This is a genomic window from Planotetraspora phitsanulokensis (genome assembly GCF_016863295.1).
Lineage (GTDB): Bacteria > Actinomycetota > Actinomycetes > Streptosporangiales > Streptosporangiaceae > Planotetraspora > Planotetraspora phitsanulokensis.
This window is the reverse complement of record NZ_BOOP01000054.1, coordinates 26,994-47,443: the sequence shown is the minus strand read 5'-3', so window position 1 is coordinate 47,443 and position 20,450 is coordinate 26,994. Positions and strand designations below refer to the sequence as shown.

Annotated in this window: 16 protein-coding genes; 7 read left to right on the top strand and 9 right to left on the bottom strand. The window is 67.2% G+C overall.

The window, feature by feature from the left end:
- The first annotated feature begins 179 nt into the window (after nucleotides 1–179).
- From Pph01_RS43540 to Pph01_RS40825, 4 genes are all read left to right on the top strand, one after another.
- On the top strand, nucleotides 180–827 hold the full coding sequence (locus Pph01_RS43540) for a DUF6444 domain-containing protein (RefSeq protein ID WP_204078639.1): 648 nt from the start codon (nucleotides 180–182) through the stop codon (nucleotides 825–827).
- Nucleotides 828–1,587: 760 nt separating this feature from the next.
- Nucleotides 1,588–1,893: a ferredoxin gene (locus Pph01_RS40835; protein WP_239117385.1), complete on the top strand. Its 306-nt coding sequence runs from the start codon at nucleotides 1,588–1,590 to the stop codon at nucleotides 1,891–1,893.
- Nucleotides 1,883–3,253, top strand: coding sequence for an NAD(P)/FAD-dependent oxidoreductase (locus Pph01_RS40830; RefSeq protein WP_204078638.1), 1,371 nt, complete (start codon nucleotides 1,883–1,885; stop codon nucleotides 3,251–3,253). The genes Pph01_RS40835 and Pph01_RS40830 overlap by 11 nt, the downstream gene beginning before the upstream one ends.
- Before the next feature lie 36 nt (nucleotides 3,254–3,289).
- Entirely contained in the window at nucleotides 3,290–4,492 is a 1,203-nt protein-coding gene (locus Pph01_RS40825; RefSeq protein ID WP_204078637.1) for a cytochrome P450, read from the top strand.
- A gap of 117 nt (nucleotides 4,493–4,609) precedes the next feature.
- On the opposite strand, the gene Pph01_RS43805 is transcribed toward Pph01_RS40825, so the two are convergent.
- The 4 genes from Pph01_RS43805 to Pph01_RS40805 form a co-directional block, all read right to left on the bottom strand.
- On the bottom strand, nucleotides 4,610–4,834 hold the full coding sequence (locus Pph01_RS43805) for a ketopantoate reductase family protein (RefSeq protein WP_204078636.1): 225 nt from the start codon (nucleotides 4,832–4,834) through the stop codon (nucleotides 4,610–4,612).
- A 33-nt stretch (nucleotides 4,835–4,867) separates the two neighbouring features.
- On the bottom strand, nucleotides 4,868–6,478 hold the full coding sequence (locus tag Pph01_RS40815) for a GMC family oxidoreductase (RefSeq protein WP_204078635.1): 1,611 nt from the start codon (nucleotides 6,476–6,478) through the stop codon (nucleotides 4,868–4,870).
- A gap of 726 nt (nucleotides 6,479–7,204) precedes the next feature.
- On the bottom strand, nucleotides 7,205–7,759 hold the full coding sequence (locus Pph01_RS40810) for an NUDIX hydrolase (protein ID WP_204078634.1): 555 nt from the start codon (nucleotides 7,757–7,759) through the stop codon (nucleotides 7,205–7,207).
- A 23-nt stretch (nucleotides 7,760–7,782) separates the two neighbouring features.
- A complete protein-coding gene (locus tag Pph01_RS40805; RefSeq protein WP_204078633.1) occupies nucleotides 7,783–8,598 on the bottom strand; it encodes a hypothetical protein in 816 nt (271 codons plus the stop codon).
- A gap of 376 nt (nucleotides 8,599–8,974) precedes the next feature.
- On the opposite strand from Pph01_RS40805, the gene Pph01_RS40800 reads away from it, so the two are divergent.
- On the top strand, nucleotides 8,975–9,793 hold the full coding sequence (locus Pph01_RS40800) for a pyruvate kinase (protein WP_204078632.1): 819 nt from the start codon (nucleotides 8,975–8,977) through the stop codon (nucleotides 9,791–9,793).
- On the opposite strand, the gene Pph01_RS40795 is transcribed toward Pph01_RS40800, so the two are convergent.
- Nucleotides 9,731–10,771 (bottom strand): hypothetical protein, encoded by a 1,041-nt coding sequence (locus Pph01_RS40795; RefSeq protein ID WP_204078631.1) that lies wholly within the window; start codon nucleotides 10,769–10,771, stop codon nucleotides 9,731–9,733. The genes Pph01_RS40800 and Pph01_RS40795 overlap by 63 nt on opposite strands.
- A gap of 227 nt (nucleotides 10,772–10,998) precedes the next feature.
- On the opposite strand from Pph01_RS40795, the gene Pph01_RS40790 reads away from it, so the two are divergent.
- The gene (locus Pph01_RS40790) at nucleotides 10,999–11,394 is read left to right on the top strand and encodes a cytochrome P450 (RefSeq protein ID WP_239117384.1); all 396 of its coding nucleotides are present in this window, start codon (nucleotides 10,999–11,001) and stop codon (nucleotides 11,392–11,394) included.
- Between the two features lie 255 nt (nucleotides 11,395–11,649).
- Complete coding sequence (locus tag Pph01_RS40785) at nucleotides 11,650–12,405, top strand: ferritin-like domain-containing protein (protein ID WP_204078629.1); 756 nt, start codon at nucleotides 11,650–11,652, stop codon at nucleotides 12,403–12,405.
- Here the strand turns inward: Pph01_RS40785 and Pph01_RS40780 are convergent.
- From Pph01_RS40780 to Pph01_RS40765, 4 genes are all read right to left on the bottom strand, one after another.
- Nucleotides 12,386–12,676 (bottom strand): GNAT family N-acetyltransferase, encoded by a 291-nt coding sequence (locus Pph01_RS40780; RefSeq protein ID WP_204078628.1) that lies wholly within the window; start codon nucleotides 12,674–12,676, stop codon nucleotides 12,386–12,388. The two genes, Pph01_RS40785 and Pph01_RS40780, sit on opposite strands and share 20 nt — an antisense overlap.
- 62 nt (nucleotides 12,677–12,738) lie before the next feature.
- On the bottom strand, nucleotides 12,739–13,371 hold the full coding sequence (wrbA, locus tag Pph01_RS40775; protein WP_204078627.1) for an NAD(P)H:quinone oxidoreductase: 633 nt from the start codon (nucleotides 13,369–13,371) through the stop codon (nucleotides 12,739–12,741).
- A 144-nt stretch (nucleotides 13,372–13,515) separates the two neighbouring features.
- On the bottom strand, nucleotides 13,516–16,215 hold the full coding sequence (locus Pph01_RS40770; RefSeq protein WP_204078626.1) for a helix-turn-helix transcriptional regulator: 2,700 nt from the start codon (nucleotides 16,213–16,215) through the stop codon (nucleotides 13,516–13,518).
- A 516-nt stretch (nucleotides 16,216–16,731) separates the two neighbouring features.
- Entirely contained in the window at nucleotides 16,732–20,277 is a 3,546-nt protein-coding gene (locus Pph01_RS40765) for a lamin tail domain-containing protein (protein WP_204078625.1), read from the bottom strand.
- Between the last annotated feature and the right edge of the window lie 173 nt (nucleotides 20,278–20,450).

Sequence of the window (20,450 nt, the reverse complement as noted above, 5' to 3'; positions counted from 1 at the left end):
GAGTATTCAGGCGAATCTGATCAACAGTCAATACGTGTGCAAAGTTCATGAAAGCGACTCTTCGGGGTTCGCTGACAGCCGATAACTGCTCAGGTAATCCGATTTAATGCCGTTTGCACCATTTGATCGTTGACTCTCTCTTGCTGTGCTCATGGGCGCTCGCGTCCGAGTCTGCGCAGTTGAGAGAGCTGGCCGAGCTGCGCGCGGGGTTGGCCGAAGCGCATGAGCTGATCCGGGATCTGCAGCGGGTGCTGGTGGCCAAGGATGAGCAGATCACGGCGCTGCAGGCGGACAACGAACGTCTGCGGGCGGAGAATGCCGAGTTGAAGGCCCGGGTGGCTGAGCTTGTGCGCCGGTTGCGGATGAACTCGGGTCACTCTTCGCTGCCGCCGTCGTCGGACCGGTTCGCCAAGCCGAAGCCCAAGCCGAGGTCGTGCGGGAAAACAGCGGGCGCAAGCCGGGCAAAGGCCATGGGTGCGTTGCTGCCCGCCCCAAATAACAACGTCCTCTTCTACGCCGACCAGGGCGAAGGACTGCCAGGCCGCTATCACCCGGCCAATGCGAGTGGGCTTGGCGACCGCGTCGTTGGCGGCAAGGGATGCGAGACTCGCCACAATCAGCATCGTCCACGGGAGGACTCCGCCTCTCCGGCCGTACTGGCTCTCCAGCAACAGCGCCATGGACGAGCTGACCACCGTGCCATCCACAGACAGCGGTCCCCCAGGATCCAGCGGTCGGACGACAATGGCATCGCGTTCACCCCTCCGCTGCGGCTCGGAAGGTACGGACACGGCGCTGCGGAAGGGGCCGGAGCGCCTCAATCGTGAGCTGTCGAGCTCGAACTACCTGGTCAGAGGGGATGTCTCCAGTTTCCTTACTTGTGGGTCCCTCGCCGGGGGCACTTTGTGATGTTTCGAGACATCGGAAACCCTCGAACCTACGGGTTCGGGGGTTTTTGCTTGTCCTGGGGTTGGTAGTCGCGGCTGGGGGTCGATGGTCAGCTCGCGGAGGAGTTCTCCGGTGGTGGCCGCGACGAAAGGAGTGGTCGGCCGCCGCCGTCGCACGCCAGGTGGATCTTGCTGGTCAGTCCGCCACGGGATCGGCCGAGCCTGATCTGCTGGCTCCTCTGGGGCTGACTCCCCTTTTTGCCCCGGCGGCGTCTGGTGAGCGCGCACAACGGTGGAGTCGACCGCGACCAGCCAGCCGACGTCGGCTCGGACATCGACGTCGGCGTCAGGCCCCACTTGGTGATGCGCGTGAGTCGGCGCGGGTCATTGCGTGGTGAGGACCCAACGCGCGCGGGACATATACGGGATGGTCAAGTAAGCGGCGCGGGCTCTACAGAGCGTTTGGTCAGCTCACGCCTCGTAGATAAGCAGCATCGCCCACGCTCTACTCCAGCGGTTGTGACCGGTAGCGCCCCCGCTGCGGAACCTACCTGCTTGGTGCTGATCACGCCTGTCATTCGCGCCATCCCGGGTACCCCAACACTCCATTAGCCCGTCACTCCAGGCGTGCCCGCATTCACTCGTTCAGCCCAACGAACCGTCTGGGCTGCGCCAATGGGCGTACCCGCAAGGTGAGGACATGGACAAACCCCTGGCGGAGCGACGGTGCGAGCGCCTGATCCTTCCCGAACCTGGAAAGAAACCGGGAGCTGAGGCGAGGGAGGGGTGGCTTGAGATGCAGATCGTCGTAGATCTCACTCGCTGCCAAGGCTATGCGCAGTGCGTGTTCCTCGCGCCGGAGGTGTTCGAACTGCACGGGGAGGAGGCGTTGCTATACAACCCGGCCGTCCCCGATGACCAGCTCGACCGCGTACGCCAGGCCGCGGCGGCGTGCCCGGTCCAAGCCATCCTCCTGGGTGAGGAGGTGAGCGCCGGTGCCCGATGACCTTCGGGAGGGCCGCATCGTCATCGTCGGCGCGTCGCTGGCCGGGCTGCGGGCCGCCGAGACTCTGCGGGAGGAAGGCTTCACCGGTTCACTGACCGTGATCGGAGATGAGCCCCATCCGCCCTACGACCGCCCGCCGCTGTCCAAACAGGTACTGCTCGGGAGGATGGCGGCGGACGCGGCCGCACTGCCGATGCGCCGTGACCCCGACGCGGAGTGGCGGCTCGGGGTGCGCGCCACCGGGCTGGACCCGGTTGGGAAGCAGGTACTGCTGGCCGACGGCGAGTCAGTGACCTACGACCGGCTGCTGATCGCCACCGGGACCCGGGCGCGACCCTGGCCCAACGCCGACGAGGCCGCCCTCGACGGAGTGTTCACCCTGCGCACCCGCGACGACGCCGGGCGCCTGACCGAGCGGCTGGCTGCCGGGCCGCGCCGGGTGCTGGTGATCGGCGGGGGCTTCACCGGCTCGGAGATCGCTTCGGCCTGCCGGGAGCGGGGCATCGAGGTCACGCTCGCCGAACGCGGCCCCGGACCGCTGGTGGGCGCGCTCGGCGGCACGCTCTCGATGCTGGCGGCCGGTATGCAGCGGGCACACGGCGTGGACCTACGCTGCGGAGTGACGGTCACCGCGCTGCGTGGAAATGGCCGGTTCACCGGTGCGGACCTGTCCGACGGCAGCCACATCGACGCGGACGTGTGCGTCGTCGCCATGGGGGCGGTCCGCAATACCGAGTGGCTGGCCGAAGCAGGGCTGGCCGCCGGCCCGCGGGGGGTCGCCTGCGACGCAGGGTGCCGCGCCTTCAACATGTACGGGATCGTCACCGACGACGTCTTCGTGGCCGGCGATGCCGCCCGCTTCCCGCACCCGCTGTTCGAGTACCAGATGCTCTCCTTGGAGCACTGGGGCAACGCGGTCACGCAGGCGGAGGTCGCGGCGCACAACATGGTCAGTCCGGAGCCGGCGCGGCGCCCGCACCTCGCGGTCCCGGTCTTCTGGTCGAGCCAGTTCGGGCTGAACATCAAGTCCGTGGGCGTCCCCACATTCTCCGACCAGGTAGTCATCGCCCAAGGCTCGCTCGACGAACGCCGACTGGTGGCGGTCTACGGCTACCGGGGCCGCATCACCGCCGCCGTCACCGTGAACATGGCCAAGTGGCTCGAGTACTACCAGGGCCTGATCGAGACCGCCGCTCCTTTCCCTCCTGGGCCCGGCGCGGCCGACGGTCGCCCCCTGGTCGCCGCGTTCCCGATCCCCTCCAACGTGCCGGACCCCAAGGGGCTCTTCCACGGTCCCACCGTCGCGCTCACCGGTTACCTGCCCGACCGCCGGCTGACCGTGGTACGGCCCGCCGACTGACCCCTTGTGTCTCTTCCCAGCTACGAGGAGCCCCGCATGGCCATTGACACTCTGCTGGAACGGATCAATGACTACGCCAACCGGCCCGACCCCTACCCGCTGTACGCGGAACTCCGCGAGGCCGGGGTGGCGCGGCAGACGGACGGAAGCTACCTGATCGGCACGTACCACGACATCATGGCCCTGCTGCACGACCCGCGCATCAGCGCGGACCGCCGCAACCTCGCTGCCCCGTACCGCGGCCTGCCCCAGGAAGAGGAGCAAATCTCCTTCATCGTTCTCGACGACCCCGCGCACCACCGGCTGCGCAACCTGGCCATGCGACCGTTCGGGCCGCCGCACAGCCCAGGCCGTCTGGACGCGATGCGTGGAGAGATCGCCCAGATCGCCGAGGAACTGATCGAGGCGTTCGACGGCCGTGCCCGGATCGACATCGTCGAGGACTTCGCCTATCCGCTGCCCGTCTCCGTCATCTGTCGACTGCTCGGCGTACCGCGCGAGGACGAGCCCGTCTTCCGCGAGTGGTCCGCCACGATCATCGATTCCGCCGACATCAAGCCCGGCGAGGATCCCACCGAGCGCCAGCGAGTCGGCGGCCGGGCACGGGTGGAGATGGGCCGGTACCTCGTTGACCTCGCCGAGCAACGCCGCGGCCACCCCCGTGACGACATGCTCTCCGCGTTCGTCAACGAGCCGGACCCGGCCGGACTGCTCACCCGGGAGGAGCTGGCGGCCACCGCCGTACTACTGCTCATCGCCGGACACGAGACCACGGTCAACCTGATCACCAACGGGGTGCTCACGCTCCTGCGCCATCCCGACCAACTGGACCGGCTGCGCCGTGAACCCGAACTGCTACCCAACGCGGTTGAGGAACTGCTGCGCTACGAGCCCCCGGTCCACATGCGACAGCGCACTCCTCTCGCCAACATCGACATCGCGGGCACCACAGTCCCCAAGGGCGTGCCCCTGGTGCTCATGCTGGCTTCAGGCAACCGTGACCCCAACCGGTTCCGCGACCCCGAGCGCTTCGACCCCACCCGGCCAGACAACCAGCACCTCGGCTTCGGCAGCGGAATCCACCTCTGCTACGGCGGGCCGCTCGCCCGTATAGAAGCCCAGATCGCGCTCACCGCGCTGATCCCCCGCCTCGGCACCACGACCCTGGTGCAGGATCCGCCCCCCTACCGGCGCAGCGCAATGCTGCGCGGACCCCGCCACCTCCCCATCGAGCTCTGACCGCTCGTACGTGCACCGGACCCTCCGGGGGCGTGCCGCCGCGAGCGTGGCGCGTAGTGCCCACTTCACCAGCCAGCAGCCTGCCCTTACCCCTTAAAGACAAGCCAGTATTTGATCTTAAAGATTTGACGACCACAACATCAGCAGGACGCGTGGCGGCGCGTGTGCGAGTGCGATGCGCGGTACGCCGACGCCGACCTTAGCCGCGCGACGGACGAGGTCGCCGAACATGAAGTCGACCTCAGTCGGCCTACTGGCCATGACGTCGCGCGTCATCGAGGTGTAACTCGGCGTCGAAGGCGGTCCAGACTCACGAGCCCGTTCGACGAACGCGCGGATCATCTTAAGGTCCTGGGATGCGGCGGCCCGCGAAACTCAGGGCTGGAGCATGAGAGATGCGCAGTGTTCGGCGATCATCATCGCGGGGGCGTTGGTGTTGCCTCCGGTGATGGACGGCATGATCGAGGCGTCGGCGACGCGCAGGCCTTCGACGCCGCGCACCCGAAGTTCCGGATCGACCACCGCCCGCTCGTCGACGCCCATCCGGCACGTGCCGACCGGGTGGTACACAGTCGTGGCGCGGTTCGGCACCTCGGCGGCCAGGGCGGCCCGGTCCGGGTACGCGGGGCCGGGGGCGAGCTCGCCGGTCACGTCGGCAGAGATGATCTTATTGGCCATCACGTCGCGGACGAGATCCATCCCGTCCAGGAGCAGTCTGCGGTCGTCCGGCTCGGCGAGGTAGGCGGGGTCGATGACCGGCGCGGCCGTGGGGTCGGCGGAGGAGAGCCGGAGAGTGCCCCGGCTCTTGGGGTAGATCAGTGTGGCCAGGAGGGTGAGGGACGGGCGCGGGTCGACCTTGTGCCGGATGGGCGCGTCCTGGTTGGGGCCGGGGTATCCCCATGGAAGCGCGTGGATCTGGATGTCGGGGACATCGCCGGCGGCCATGGAGCTGCGGACGAAGCCGACGGCCTCGAAGACGCTGCGGCTCACCCAGGTGGTGCCGCCGCGCAGCGTCTCCTTGATCAGCCCTGCGGCGAAGTACCGCGCGGTGCCGCTGTTGCGGGCCGACTTCATGAGATACGTCATCGGCACGAACATGTGGTCGTGCAGGTTGTCCCCGACCGGCAGGTCTGCGACGACCTCGATGCCGTGCTCGCGCAGGTGCGCGGCGGGGCCGACGCCTGAGAGCATGAGGAGCTGCGCCGAGCCGAACGTGCCGGCCGCGAGTACCACCTCCCGGGTGGCCCGGATCGTCCGGTGCCCCTCCTTGGTGATCACGTCCACCCCGGTGGCCCGGCCGTTCCTGAGGACGACGCGAGTCACCAGGCAGCCTGTCTCGATCTTGAGGTTCGGCAGGCCGTGGCCGTCCAGGTACCCGACCGACGAACTGTAACGCAGCCCGCGGTGGGCGCTTTGCTGGAAGAGCGAGGCGCCTTCCTGGTACTCGCCGTTGTAGTCGTCGTTCTTCATGACGCCCGCGGTGTCGGCGAGGGCCTCGATGAAGGCTTGCGCGGCCGGGGTGATGTCCTTGGCACGGGTCACCTGGATCGGGCCGCCGGATCCGCGCAGGTCGGTGCCGCCGTCCTCCCAGTTCTCCATCCGCTTGAAGCTCGGCAGGACGTCGGCGTAACTCCAGCCCTGGCAGCCCTCGGCCGCCCAGTCGTCGTAGTTCCGGCGGTGGCCGCGTACGAACACCATCCCGTTGATCGACCCCGAGCCGCCGAGCACCCGCCCACGGGTCTGCGGGATTCTGCGGTCCAGCGCGGCGGTCTGCGGGCTGCTGTAGTAGCCCCAGTCCAGCCGCTTCTTCAGCTCGGGGATGTTGTGGAACACGGCGATCAACCCGGGTTTGCGTACCAGCCTCGACCGGTCGGATCCGCCTGCTTCCAGCAGAATGACGCGGGCCCCGGTGTCGGCGAGCCGTCTGGCCAGCACACATCCGGCACTCCCGGCCCCGACGATGACATAGTCGGCGGACTCATCCATGTGGCCCTCGCAAGCGACGATGAACGACCACGACACCGCAGTCTGAGCGAATGTATTCCACAAGCCAAACGCTTGGTCAAGATGCTGATCGTTATTGGAACGGGTGAGCCCCAGAAAGACCACATCTGCCACGACCAGTTCGACCCGCACCGCTCAAGGATTAGCCAATAACCCCGTGTTACGGGCTACCGGAACCAAGCGATGTGCGTGCCACTTCGACGATTCCCCCGACGACGGTCCGCATCGCTGCGACGTCGCTTGCCCCGCCAAGCGAACTGCTACAGCCGATTGCAAGTTAAGGCGATGAACGCACAAGGGGACACCGGCAGGGTGAACGGCTCCCGTGCGGGATGCTCTAGATGAAAGCCGATGTTAAGACAGTCAGATTGACCGTCTGCCCAGCTCTCCCACCGTGCCCTTGAATTGCTGGAACTCATCCGAGAACGTCTGGGACGAGCTACGGGGCGGGCACCGCCGAGCGTGGTTCGCAGACCGGCAACGTAGCCAGGTCTTCGGTCGGGTCGATCCGACGGTCGAGGGTGCTGACGCATTCGGCCGACCTGGACGCATACTGCGCGATGTACGCGGCGACGGCCTATTCGGTCAGGTCCTCCGCCATGGTGATCGGACGGACGTCGAGTGCTTGCCCCACTGCAGCACCCAAGCAGGCACACCCGGCGCTGCGGGCGTCTTCACGGCAACGGCTGCTGCCGCGTGCGCGACCGCTTATCGATGCAGGGAGCGAAGCAGCCGAAGCAGCCCGAACGCGATGATGTCCTCCCGAATCGAGCCGTCCCAGACAAGGTTCTCGACCTGATTGAGAGGGAAGATCGCAGGTTCGATGTACTCGGCGGGATCGCTGTACTGCGAGGCATTGGTCGACATTCTCGGACCCCGAGCAACGACGTGATAGACGGTGTGCAACGCCTTCAGCATCGGTGTCGACTCGTGAAATACCTCGAAAGAGTCAGCCACGATCCCCAGTTCCTCGAGTAGCTCGCGCTCAGCCGCGACAACGGGTTTCTCCCCTTCTTCGATTCCGCCTGCCACGGTCCGTAGAACCAGCTCACTGCCCATACCGAGACGTTTCTCCCTGATGAGCCACACATTCTCATCGTCAACCGGATAGACCCTGACCACGTCGTCACAGGCCGCAAATTCGGCGAGCACCGACTGTCCACTCGGGTCCCGCGTCGCCTGGAGCGCTATATCAAAGACTTTTCCGCGATAAGCGACCTCGAGGGAGTCGCGTTTCACTCCGGGCATCCGGTCCACTCTCATGGTAACCATCCATATGAATCACATCAGTAGTTTGTGGCCCGTTGCCACATCTTTTCGAACTGATTAGTGAAGTATACATACCATACCGGAGAAGTAGCCGGCTTAAGCTCTAGGTGGGGTCGAGCGTTCGAAGAGCTTTCATACGTATAGAACTCCACGAAAGTACGCGCTTCGGGAAGACCTTCGTCCACAACGGCTAGGCTCATGGCCGGAACATGATCGAGCACTCGAATTTGCATTTGAGTTGCGTAACGATTGCGAAGGGAAGCGAACCTATCAAGGCTCTGACGAACATCGCGATCATACTCCGACGGATCGGTGTCGTTCAGAAAATTCAGCGCCGCGACCGCGCTGGACTCGGACCCCGGCTTGATCATCAAGACTCTGCAACTACCACCTGCCTCCAGGATGTGCTCGACGTTCCCCAGGTTCTCCAGGGAGAACGCACGCAGCGACATACCACTTAGCGACAGCCGCCGACCGCCTCGCAAGGTCATGGGCCATCCCGGCATGGCCTCGCGGCGCTTCAGCACACCGTCGACCTCCGGAAAGACCATCGCCTGCAGGGCCTGGACTGATTTTTCGACCTCTGCCGTACTTCTTCCATTCGCCATACTCTGCCGCCGCAAATTGAACAGCGCTATTCCAGCCGCCAGCATGAACCCGGAGACCGCCCCACTGACCAACTCCAAAACGTGTCGAATGTCCTGCAGAGGATCCTTTGATTCCCATAGGCCAGCCGACACTGCGACTAATATCGCAATGGGCAGAATTAGACCGGTGACGGTGAGGAGCGCAGCGACCGCCTCTAGCCAATCGCGCCAGCGGATCCTTCTCATGGCGTTCTCCAGTATGTGCTATACGGCCCTGGCTTTACCATAGGCGGTATATGCCGACGTGGTGCAGTGATCGAGAAACGGGGTGAAACGATTCCGAAGGAACCGATACTCATGTTTCGGACGTCCGTAATCATCAACCCCAGAATTCCCGACCGAACCCAACAGTGTCCGCGGTGATGGCTCTGTGAGTGTCAACATGAAAACCGACGTACTTGTGACCCTGTCAAATCGGCATACGGCATGGCCAGATCCCGTCGACCTGTCAGAGGCAGGATGCACAGGCGTTCGGATCATCGCAAAGGGAAGGGTCCTTCGACTCCTTGATGGTGGAGCACTAGCTCCCTGGATCCATGCCGCGCGAGACCGGGGGATCAAGGTGCTGCTCGACCTTCCTGGTGACAGACCTCTGGTCAGGAGACTCAGCGGCGCCCGCCGCCTCACCATCGGTGACGAGGTGGTCCTAGCCGACAGCATGGAAGAAACAAGCAGAAGGAATCCGGACTCGAAAATCATTTACGTTGATCACGGTCGCCGATTGGTCGACGACGTGATCGTCGGGGATGAGATCGACATCGCCGACGGCGCCTACGTGTTCTCCGTCAATGCTGTGGACGAAACGCAAGTGACAATGCGATGCGTGGTGGCATCTCCCGTAACACTCTCGGCCAGAAGCGTCGGCCGGCGGAAGGCGGCACTGCGCGTCTCCTGTCCGACCGCGTCCGAACTCAAGTTGGCTGCTCGCCTTGGTCCAGAGCTAGCCGACGTCTTCATCGTGTCCTTCTGCGAGCAGGAATCCCAGATCGCGAGCATCCGTAAGAGTGCGATCGGCGCCACCGTCTTCGCCAAGATTGAGTCGGCGCGCGGCTACGCCGAAGCGGCGCGCATAGCCGATGTCGCGGACGGCGTACTCGTCGGCAGACACGACCTCAGTACCGAGCTCGAGCCATCCGCCGTCTGGGAGATCGTACGGAACACGGCGGAGATTTGCCGACGCGCACAGCGCCCCGTCATTGTTGGGTCGGGCATCCTGGAGAGTATGTGCGACCAGTCCAAGCCGTCCGTCACTGATGTAGCCGATATACGGCGTCTTCTGAGTCTGAGGGTGGATGGGTTGTTGCTCGCCGGTTCAATCTCAGTGCTCCATCCCGTGCGAGCCGTCCGCGTCCTGCGAGATCTGTGCGGGTGTCCTGCATAAGCCATGCGGATCAGGCCCTGACCTCAAAAAGAGAAGCGTGCGAAGAGCCGCGTGACCGTTTATGGCATGACTTCCGGCGAACACGAATGCCGACGTCCGCTCGGCCAGGCGCAGGAGATTCGCCAGACGCCGGTCAATCTGGGCCGCAGTGAAGACTTCGCTGCTCCCATCGAGAAGTTGTTCTTTCGCTTGGTAATACGCTGAATATGCGCCAGCGCGAATCCACTGGGCGTCCTCTGCTGTCAGCCGCCGGATGTGGGGTGCAGCCGAACTTTCCGCTCGCAGGACCACCAACGTGTCGATTACGGACCCTCCGCCCCCTTTGGAACCGGTGGCAAACAGGCGATTGGCGTCGTAGAGAGCCCGGGTGCCGTCGGCCAGGTCGGGATACGACGGTTCTGGTGCCGGCTCGGCTCCGGAGTACATTGACGCGGTCTCGTGCTTGAGCAGTATGTGTCGCTCCGGAAGGGAATACGCTCTGCCGGTATCGGCACAGGCCACGAACCAATCCTCGGCAAGGATGGCCACCTCGCACTCTGGATCCGCGAGGAACTGGGCGATGATGTGGGATTTCCCGGCGCCGGACGCGCCGAGTAGTGCCACGGTCCAGGTCCGGCTCCGGACATCAACCGAGTTCTTGTACTTGAGCCGGAGTAGCGCTCCATGCATGCCCTCTAATCGTCCCGGCAAGGAGATCGCTATTGCCGACCTCAGGGCCAGATCAGCTTCTATCATGGTCGTGCATTTGAAGGCGATTACCTCTTGGGTGCGGGTGTTGAGAGCCCGCCGGACCCCTTCTTCGATGCCCAGGTCGTATTTCGTGGGAGAAGCGCTTAACAGCACGACCGAGACCGTGGTAACGACGGGTCGAACCGCGACGGGAGCGTGTGAAAGTATCCGAGCGCCCATACAGTTGGCCAGCGTAGGATCCTCGGTCCGGATCTTCACTTCGACATTCTTTTCGCCTAAGGGCAGCATCGCCGTGACTGTATACGGCGCCAGTTCCGCACGACGATCGGCATCTAGGAAAACTCGGACAGCGGGTTTCATCGTGAATGCCCCCTGGGATGCACGGATCAGCCGACCATAACATTCGATCCCGTTCAGTCCTGCTGGCTCAAGCGATGGCCTTTCGTGGCTGGCGGCGCGGCTCGTGATCCCTCGTTTCGCCACACGCCAGCATGACTACTCGGAGGCCGATCCACATGCCGGGCCCTCGCCGTACCGCACTGGCGGACATCCCCATCGGCGGGACCACCGTCCCCAAGGGTTCAGTGATCATCCTGGTGCTGGCCTCCGGCAGCCGTGACCCCGCCCGTTTCGACGACCCCGATCGCTTCGACCCCGACCGGCCGGACAACCAGCACCTGGGGTTCGGCGGCGGCATCCACTACTGCTTCGGCGCTCCCCTCGCCCGGCTGGAGACCCGGGTCGCGCTCGGCGAACTCGCGCGACGCCTGTCCGGCCCGCGCCTGGTGACCGACCCGCCGCCGTACCGCCACCCGCCGAACCTGCGCGGTCCGCAGCACCTGCTCATCGACTTCGATGGCATCCGCGCCGCCGATGATCCCGTACGGCCGGAAAAGGTCCTTCGTCTTTAGCGGGCCCATGTCCTGTCCGTACGGTGTGCTCGACGTCTTGATTCAGCCGCGGAGGGCGTTCCGTTGGCAGTACTCGATGTGTAGTTCCGCCCACGGACGTCGGCGGTCCGGGTGCTGCATGCGCCCGAGGCTGATCTCAGCGCACCAATGCGTACCGGGATTCTCGGCGAGATGCGCGGGGCGCCGCGGTCGCACGCCGAACCTCTACAAATCCACCCCCGGAATCTGCACAGCGGTTTCGTAGGTTCGAGGGCCATGACGGTCGAAACCGGTGACTTCACCGCCTGGCTGCGCGACTTCGAGGGTGCCGCCCTCCTCCGGCAGACGTGGGGCGACCCCGACTGGAGCCAGGGCGCCCGGCTCGGGCCCGCCCTGGTACGGAGCCTTCAGCGGTTCCAGGTCGGGGAGGACGGCGACGGCCGCAGTCTGATCCGTAAGGCCGACCTGGCGAAAGATCCCGTGTACGCGGACGCCGTCCGCCTGTTCGTGGCCGAGGAGTGCGAGCACGCCCGCCTGCTGGGCCGCCTGCTCGAGGCGGCGGGCGCGACGACGATCGCGGGCCACTGGACCAACGCCGTCTTCGTCCGGCTGCGGCGGCTCCTCGGCCTGCGCACGGAGTTGATGGTTCTGATGCTCGCCGAGGTGGTCGCGCTCGCCTACTACCGGGCCGTGCGCGACGGCGTCCGCGATCCCCTCGCCGCGGAGGTGGCGGGCCGGATCCTTTCGGATGAGCTACGCCACGTGCCGTTCCACTGCGACCGGCTGCGGCGGTCCTTCCAGGAGGTCCCCCGTTTGTCCCGGGCGGCCGCCGCGGTCGTGTGGTGGCTGCTGCTGGCCGGCGTGGTGACCGTGGTCGTGCTCGACCACGGTCACGCCCTGCGCGGGCTCGGAGTCTCCCGGACCGCCTTCACGCGCGAGGTCGCGGCGGACTTCCGTACCGTCGTCGCGGACGTGATGTCGCCGACCTTGCGATCAGAGCCGTCGAAGGCCGTCATACGCCCCGGGTTCTGACCATGCCCAGGTAGTCGGGGTGATGCTCGAGCCAGTGCTTCATGAACGGGCAGACCGCCGGCACCCGTACGCCCTCGGCCAGGGCCACGTCGAGCGCCCCCCTGACGAGGGATCCACCGACACCCCGCCCCTGGAACTCCGGCTCGACCTCGATACGGGTGTACGCGATGACGCCGCGGCTCCGGACGAAATGCAGGTGCCCCGCATGTTCGCCGCCCACCTCCGCGTCGAAGAGGGAGCGGGCGCCGTCAAGTCTGATCTCGACTTTCATCAGCGCCTCTCTCACTCTCCCCGCACAGGCCGCGCACCGGGGCACCCGAACCGGGCCTCGCATCACGCGAACTGGGCCTCGCGTCCCCTCTTGAACGTGGCCGTGATCTCGACGACGCGGCGAGTCTGGAACTCCATCGCGGCCAGTTCGATCTCGCCGGGCGGGACCTCGGCGTTGCTGGAGGTGTGGCTGGTGCCGTACGGGTTGCCCATCTGGAACTGGATCGGGTCGGCGTACCCGGGCGGGACGATGATCGATCCCCAGTGGTAGAAGGTGTTGTTCAGCGCGACGATCGTCGTCTCCTGCCCGCCGTGCCGGGTGCCGCTGGCAGTGAACGACGAACCGATCTTGTTGATCAGCTTGCCCTGCGCCCACAGGCTGCCGGCGGTGTCGATGAACTGCTTGAGCTGCGACGCCGGCAGTCCGTAGCGGGTGGGCGTGCCGAACATGATCGCATCGGCCCACACCAGGTCGTCCAAGGACGCCTCCACGATGTGCTGGGTGGCGGCGGCGTGGTCGCTCCAGCCCTGGTTGGTGGCGATGGCCTCGGCGGGGGCCAGCTCGCGTACCTTGCGCAGCCGTACCTCGGCGCCCGCCTTCTCCGCAGAGGTGGCGGCGGCCTTGGCGAGCTCGAAAACCGTTCCCGTCGACGAGTAATAGATGACGGCTACCCGGACGGCCTCATTCAAGGACATAGTTGATCTCTCTCAATAACGGTTTATACCGAAATGAGAACTTAGGCGGGACCGCCGGAGCGCACATCGGTCACCGCATAGGTCACTGCATAGGTCATCGCATCGGTCATTCCGTGCAGGTCACGGCGGCGGCGGGCGGGCCGCTCATTCGCGCAGCGTCGCGGCGAGCTTCCTGAGCTCGGCGCGTGAGGCGATGCCCAGCTTGAGGAAGACGCTGGACAGATGGTGGCCGACCGTCCGGGGGCTGATGAACAGGGAGGCGGCGATGTCCTTGTTGGTCAGCCCCTGCGCGGCGAGCCTGGCGATCCGGGTCTCCTGCGGCGTCAACGGGGTGGGGTCGGAGGCCTGATCCGCATGGGCGCCCGTCTCACCGGCCAGTTCGAGCTCCGTCGTAGCGCGGACCAGCCAGTCATGCGCCCCCAGCCGGGCGAAGGTCTCCCTGGCGGCGCGCAGATGTCCTCTGGCCTGGACCCTGCGGCGGGCCCTGCGCAGCCACTCGCCGTAGAGGAGTTCGGTCCTGGCGTGGTCGAACGGCCGCTCGGCCTCGGCGTATCCGGCCAGCGCCATCGCGTAGAGAGCCTCCGCCTCCGCGGGTCCGGCCGTCAGGGCCCGGCAACGGAAGGCCGCGCCCGTCGCCCAGGCGGCCCCGCTCCGGTCCGCCCACTCCTCGATGAGCCGCACCCACTCCGGAATCGAGTCCTGGCGCCCCGCGCGGACCGCGGCCTCAACCGCGTCCGCCGCCGCCAGCACCGCGAAGGTCGAATGCGCCGCCTCACCGCCCGGCGTGATCAACCTGTCCAGCAGGTCCGAGGCGTCTTCGGCGCGCCCGGCACCGAGCGCCGCCACCCCCTGGTGCCAGTACGACGCGCCCATCAGTGCCCGGGACGACCAGCTGGATCTGTTCCGTTGCACCTCCCGGATCAGTTCCTCCCCGGCGTCCTCCCCCTCGGTGACGGCGCTCAGCCAGCACATCACGTTCAGGGACTGAGCGATGACACTGGACGCCACCATGCCCTCGCCGAGCCGGAGCCCCTCGCTCGCGTTGAGCCGTGCCTCCACCCAGTGACCGCTCATCATGTCGACCATGCCGAGCTGCGACAACACGAAGGCCAGTGCGGACAGCACCCCCGTCTCCCTCGACCGCTCGGCGGCTCCCTGGTAGTAGGCGCGCGCCCGCTCCTCCAGGCCCCAGGCGACGGCGATGGGCGCGGGAAGCAGCAGCCACATGATCAGGTTGAAGTCGTTTCCCGGCCTGCCCTCCGGCATGACCTGGCCGCCGGGCATCGCCTCATCGAACCACCAGTGGCGAACCCCCTTGACCAGCAGATCGACCTGCTCATCCCCCGTCGCCGGCAACCCGTCCAGGACTTCCACCGCTCGAGCCCACAGCTCAGGCGAGTCGACGTTCCATGCCGCCCGCAGCGCGAGGCACGCGAGTTGCACCGCCAGCCGGGGATCCTCGACGATGCGCGCCTCGGCCAGCAGCAGCCGATGGGCGCGCGCCTGCTCACCGTGGACGAACTCCAGCAGACCCCGCAGCCCTCCGCTGAGCGTCGCGACCACCGCCTCAGGGGCCCGGCTCCGCGCCCGCGCCAGCAACTCGCGCGCGCACTCCGGCTCCCCCGACTCCCAGGCGGCGCGCGCGGCCCCGGCGTACCGGCTGCCCGCCTGCACCGGGTCAGGGGTCAGCTCCGCCGAACGGCGCAGCGCCCTTGAGGCCGCCGAGCACCCGCCTCGGGCCAGGGCCCGCTGCGCCGAGTGGTGCAGCAGGTCGGCGACCTCCGCGTCCGGCTCCAGCGTCGCCTCGGCGAGATGCCAGGCTCGGCGGTCCGTGTCTTCTCGACCTGCGAGCACTGCGGCCAGCGCCCGATGTACGGCCTGCCGTTCGGGAGGGAGCGCCGCCTCGTAGATCACGCTGCGGATCAGGGGATGCCGCAGACTCACCCGGTTCCCCGACAGGTCGAGGAATCGGTCCACGACGGCCTGGTCCCAGGTCTCGGCGCCGATCTCGAGCGTGGCGGCCGCGGCGCTCACGGTCCCGAGGTCGCCGCGGTCTTCCGCCGCGACCAGGAGGAGCAGGGTCCTCGCCGCTCCGGGAAGGCTCGAGACCATGGCCAGAAACGCCTGACGCAGCATCGGCCCCGGGGTCAGGGTGTCCCCGACGGCGAGGCCCTTGCAGGCCATCCCGGAGAACTCACACAGCGCCAGCGGATTGCCGTGGGCGGAACGCAGGACGGCCCTGACGGCCGGCTCGGCGAGCTCGGCGTGCTTGTCCCGCAGGTACGCCTGCGCGGCGGCCTCGTCAAGCGGCTCGATGTGGAGTCCCTCGAGGCCGCTCCACCTGCCGTCCGCCGGGCCGTGATCGGTGGCCACCAGGGCGATCGGCTCGGTGCGCAGCCTGCGGGCGACGAAGGCCAGACAGCTCGCCGACTCCGGGTCGATCCACTGGGCGTCGTCCAGAAGGATCAGCACCGGCTGCCTGCGTGCCAGTTCCGACAGCAGAGTCAGCGTGGCCGCGCCGAGCAGAAGGCTGTCGGTCCCGCCCACGCTCAGGCCGAATGCGGCACGCAGCGCCGCTGCCTGGGGGCCGGGCAACGCGTCCACTCGGTCGAGCACGGGCCAGAGCAGCTCGTGCAGGGCGGCGAAGGCCATGGCCGATTCCGACCGCGTCCCCCTGCTGCTCAGAACGGCGAAGCCGTCGGCCTGGCCCTCGACGTACCGGAGCAACGCCGTCTTGCCGATGCCCGGATCGCCCCAGAGCAGGCACGCGCCGCCCCGGCCCCGCTGGGCCGCGGCGAGGAGGCGGTCAAGCTCCGCCGTCTCCCGATCTCTCCCGTACAGCATGTCTGAGGCCACCTCCTTACGTTACGATACCGAAATGTAACGCAACGGAGACGGCGGCCGACCTCTTCCCCGCCTGGACACCGAGACGCGGAAGCGCACCTGATCGCGGGGGATTCAGCCCTGCGAAGGCTGGGACCCTTCGGCGTACCACGGCGAAGCTCGCCGCATCCCTGTAGCCACTCTGATCACATGACTCATCGCCTGGGAAGCCCGGCGACGGGCGGCTCATGGTGGCCGGCACGCGGGCGTACGGGGACAAACTGACGACGAAGGGCACCCCCTGGACAGCGAGTTCTTCAAGCCGTCCATTCCCGAGGCCGCACATCCGTGCATGATCACGAACAGCGAACGCGCAGGTCACGGCATGCTTTGCCGAATCCGCGCATGATCATGCTCGATGAAAGGCCAGGTCAGAGGCTGACTCACCGAAGGTGTGCATGATCACGCCCAGGGAGGCCCCGGAATAACAAACAGGGCCGGCCTTGGTGGCCGGCCCTGTCGATCAATCGATCGCGATCAGATTCCGAACGCCTCGCACCGCTTGCCGACGTTGGTGTTGTTGCCGCCACCGGCCCGCGCCGTGTCCGAGCCGGCGCCGCAGTCGATTCCGTCGTTGCCGCTGGCGGTCGTGATGGTGTCCGCGCCGCCGCCGGTGGTCACCGTGTTGTTGCCGCCGCCGGCGTTGACCGTGTCGTCGCCGTCTCCGGTGGTGATCTGGTCGTTGCCCGACGCGGTCGCCACGGTGTTCGCGCCATCGCCGGCGCGGACCACGTTGTTGCCGCCGCCCGCGTCGATCCAGTCGTCGCCGCCGGTCGTGGTGATCTGGTCGTTGCCGCTGCCCGTCGTGACGCAGTCGGCGCCGCCGTTGCCGTTGACCGTGTCGTTGCCGCCCCGGCCGATGATCAGGTCGTTGGCGCCGGTACCGGAGATCAGCTCGTTGCCGGTCGTGGCGACGATCACGTTCTGGATCTCGATGGCGGCGCACGCAGTCGCGGGCATGCCGTCCGCGCGGACGCCGACGGTCCCGGTCCGCTGGATGCCGGTCAGGCCGGTGACCTTGCCGTTGGCCGACACCTCGGTGTAGGTGACCGATCCGCCGTCGCCGACCGTCAGCGTGATCGGCGTGCCGTTCACGCTGACCGTGACGACCGCCTGCTCGCCGTCAAGCGTGTTGATCGTGCTGGTCTTGCCGGAACCGGTGAGCTCGTAGGAACCCTGTCCCAGCGCGATCGTCGCGCCGCTGCCGACCAGCTGGAACCGCGCCGGGGCGGAGCCCGCACCGGCCTTCACCCGTACCCCCGCGGGATCGCGGACGTCGGAGACGGTCAGCGTGCGGCCGCCGCGGCTCACGATCCTGCCCGAGGTGGTGCCGCCCACCAGGGCGTCGGAGAACGTCTCGTTGGCCGGGTCGGTCGCGTGGGAGGTGCCCGGCGGGAACGTCACGTCCACGTCGTCGTTAATGCCGTCGTCGTCCGCGTCGAGGTCGAGCACCGTGCAGGTGAGCGTTCCGCTGCGCAGCGCGTGCCCGTCATCATTGCTGTCGTCGGACCAGAAGACGGGCTTGTGGCCGTCCACACACTCCGACTGCGGCGCGATCGCGAACCCCTCGTTGTTGATGTTGGGCATCGTGCCCGGCCGCTCGTACACGTCGGTGACGGCGAACTTCCCGCCGGCGTCGATGTCGAGGGTCGCGGTGCGGCCGTTGCAGGTGTCGTCGCACGCCGCCCAGAGGCGGTTCGTCTCGGGCTCGAACTCGAGGTCCATCACGCTGGGGAACCCGCTCGCGATCGTGGCGACCCGGGTGAATCCGCCGCCCGTCTGGTCGAGCGCGTAGGCGTAGATGGTGCCGTTGGCCTCGAGGCCGACGAAGAACAGGCCGTCGCCGTGGTTCGGATAGGCGCCCGGGTCGTAGGCCGCGCCGGTGTGCTCGTCGCGGAAGCCGTGCGAGGTCAGGAACGAGTCGGGGATCCAGGAGATCGCCTCGAGCCCGCTGTTCGCGGCCACCGCCGGCAGGTCCGCGGTGAGGTTCCACTCCTTGGTGGCGCTGAGGCCGGCCGCCGTGCCCACCGGGTCGAAGCGCAGCACCTCGGGACGGCTGACGCCGCTGTTCCCGTTGTTACGTTCGGTGGAGACGAACACGCCGCCGGACGGACCGGCTGCGGTCAGGGTCACGCCTTCGGAGTCGAGGTCGCCGGTGCCGTCCGGGTAGTGCAGCGCCTTGCCCGCGTTCCAGCCGCCGGTCGTGGCGGGCGCCCACTTGGTGCCGTCCCACTCCAGGCGGTACAGCGTGCCGGGGCCGTTCTTGACCGCCCAGAGCACTCCGGGAGTGCCGTCACCAGACGCCTCGTAGGCGAGGCCGCTCATGTTGGTGCCGAACACGTCGGCGGCGTCGGCAGTGGCCACCGCGTCGCCGCCCGGCCACGGCTTGGCCGAGATCTGACCGGGGCACGCGTTCGCCGCGCCCTTGGTCGGCGACGTGGTGGTCACGAACGCGCCGGTGCCGTCCGGGCACCGGCCATAGGTGGTCGTGGCGTGGGAGGTCCAGCTGTAGGAGTCCGCGAGCGTTACGCCGTCCGGCAGGTACAGGCGGGCGGAGTCCGCGCCGCCCAGCCCGAAGACCGGGTCGACGTCGAGGGCCAGGTACGCGCCGACGGCCATCGTCGTGCCCGCCGCGACCGTGTACGCGTGCGAGTCGTCGTTGTCCTTGACCACCCAGCCGGACACGTCCACGGGAGTCTTACCGGTGTTGACGAGTTCGACCCAGTCACCCGGCGTGCCGCCGTCGGACTCGACCTCGTTGATCTTCACCACCGAGGATGGCCCGCCGCAGTCGTTCGCCGCACCCTTGGTCGGCGACGTCGTGGTCACGAAAGCGCCGGTGCCGTCCGGGCAGCGGCCGTACGTCGTCGCCGCGTGAGCCGTCCAGCTGTAGGTGTCGACCAGCGTCGTGCCGTCGGCCAGGTAGAGACGAGCCGAATCCGCACTGCCCAGCCCGAAGACCGGGTCGACGTCGAGTGCCAGGAAGGCCCCGGCCGCCATCGTCGTGCCCGCCGCGACCGTGAAGACGTGGGAGTCGTCGTTGTCCTTCACGACCCAGCCGGACACATCCACGGGAGTCTTGGCGGTGTTGACCAGCTCGACCCAGTCACCGGGCGTCCCGCCGTTCGACTCGACCTCGTTGATCTTCACTACCGAGGACGGCGAGCCGCAGTCGTTCGCCGCGCCCTTGGTGGACGAGGTCGTGGTCACGAACGCGCCGGTGCCGTCCGGGCAGCGGCCGTACGTCGTCGCCGCGTGGGCCGTCCACGTGTAGGAGTCGACCAGCGTCGTGCCGTCCGCCAGATACAGCCGGGCGGAGTCCGCACCGCCCAGCCCGAAGGCCGTTTCGACATCCAGCGCCAGGAACCCACCGGCCGCCACCGTCGTACCCGCCGCGACCGTGTACGCGTGCGTGTCGTCGTTGTCCTTCACGACCCAGCCGGACACATCCACGGGAGTCTTGGCGGTGTTGACCAGCTCGACCCAGTCACCCGGCGTCCCGCCGTTCGACTCAACCTCGTTGATCTTCACCGCCGAGGACGGCGAGCCGCAGTCGTTCGCCGCACCCTTGGTCGGCGACGTCGTGGTCACGAAGTCACCGCTGCCGTCCGGGCACCGGCCGTACGTCGTCGCCGCGTGAGCCGTCCACGTGTAGGAATCGACCAGCGTCGTGCCGTCCGCCAGATACAGACGAGCAGAGTCCGCACCGCCCAATCCGAAGGCCGATTCGACGTCCAGGGCCAGGAACGCCCCGGCCGCGACCGTCGTGCCCGCCGCGACTGTGAACGCGTGCGTGTCGTCGTTGTCCTTCACGACCCAACCCGACACGTCCACGGCGGCCGCACCCGTGTTGACCAGCTCGACCCAGTCGCCCGGCGTCCCGCCGTTCGACTCGACCTCGTTGATCTTCACGGTGGAGGGGGCCTGATCGTCCGCCGAGGCGGGCGGCACCGCGGCGAGGAGCGGAACAGCGGTCAGTAACGCGACCGCCCATGTGATCGGCGAACGCCAACTCTTGTGCAACGTTGATGTCCTCTTCGCAGGTCGCCGCAGCGGACAGCGGGCAGTAATCGCCCAGCAGCTTCGGGCATCCCGGCGAATGGGACGCGAATACCGGGCGAACAACAGGTGAGTGCTCGCTGATCTCGCGGGAGTCTCGCCCGAGCTCCGTGAACCGGCTCCGTGAACCGGCACCG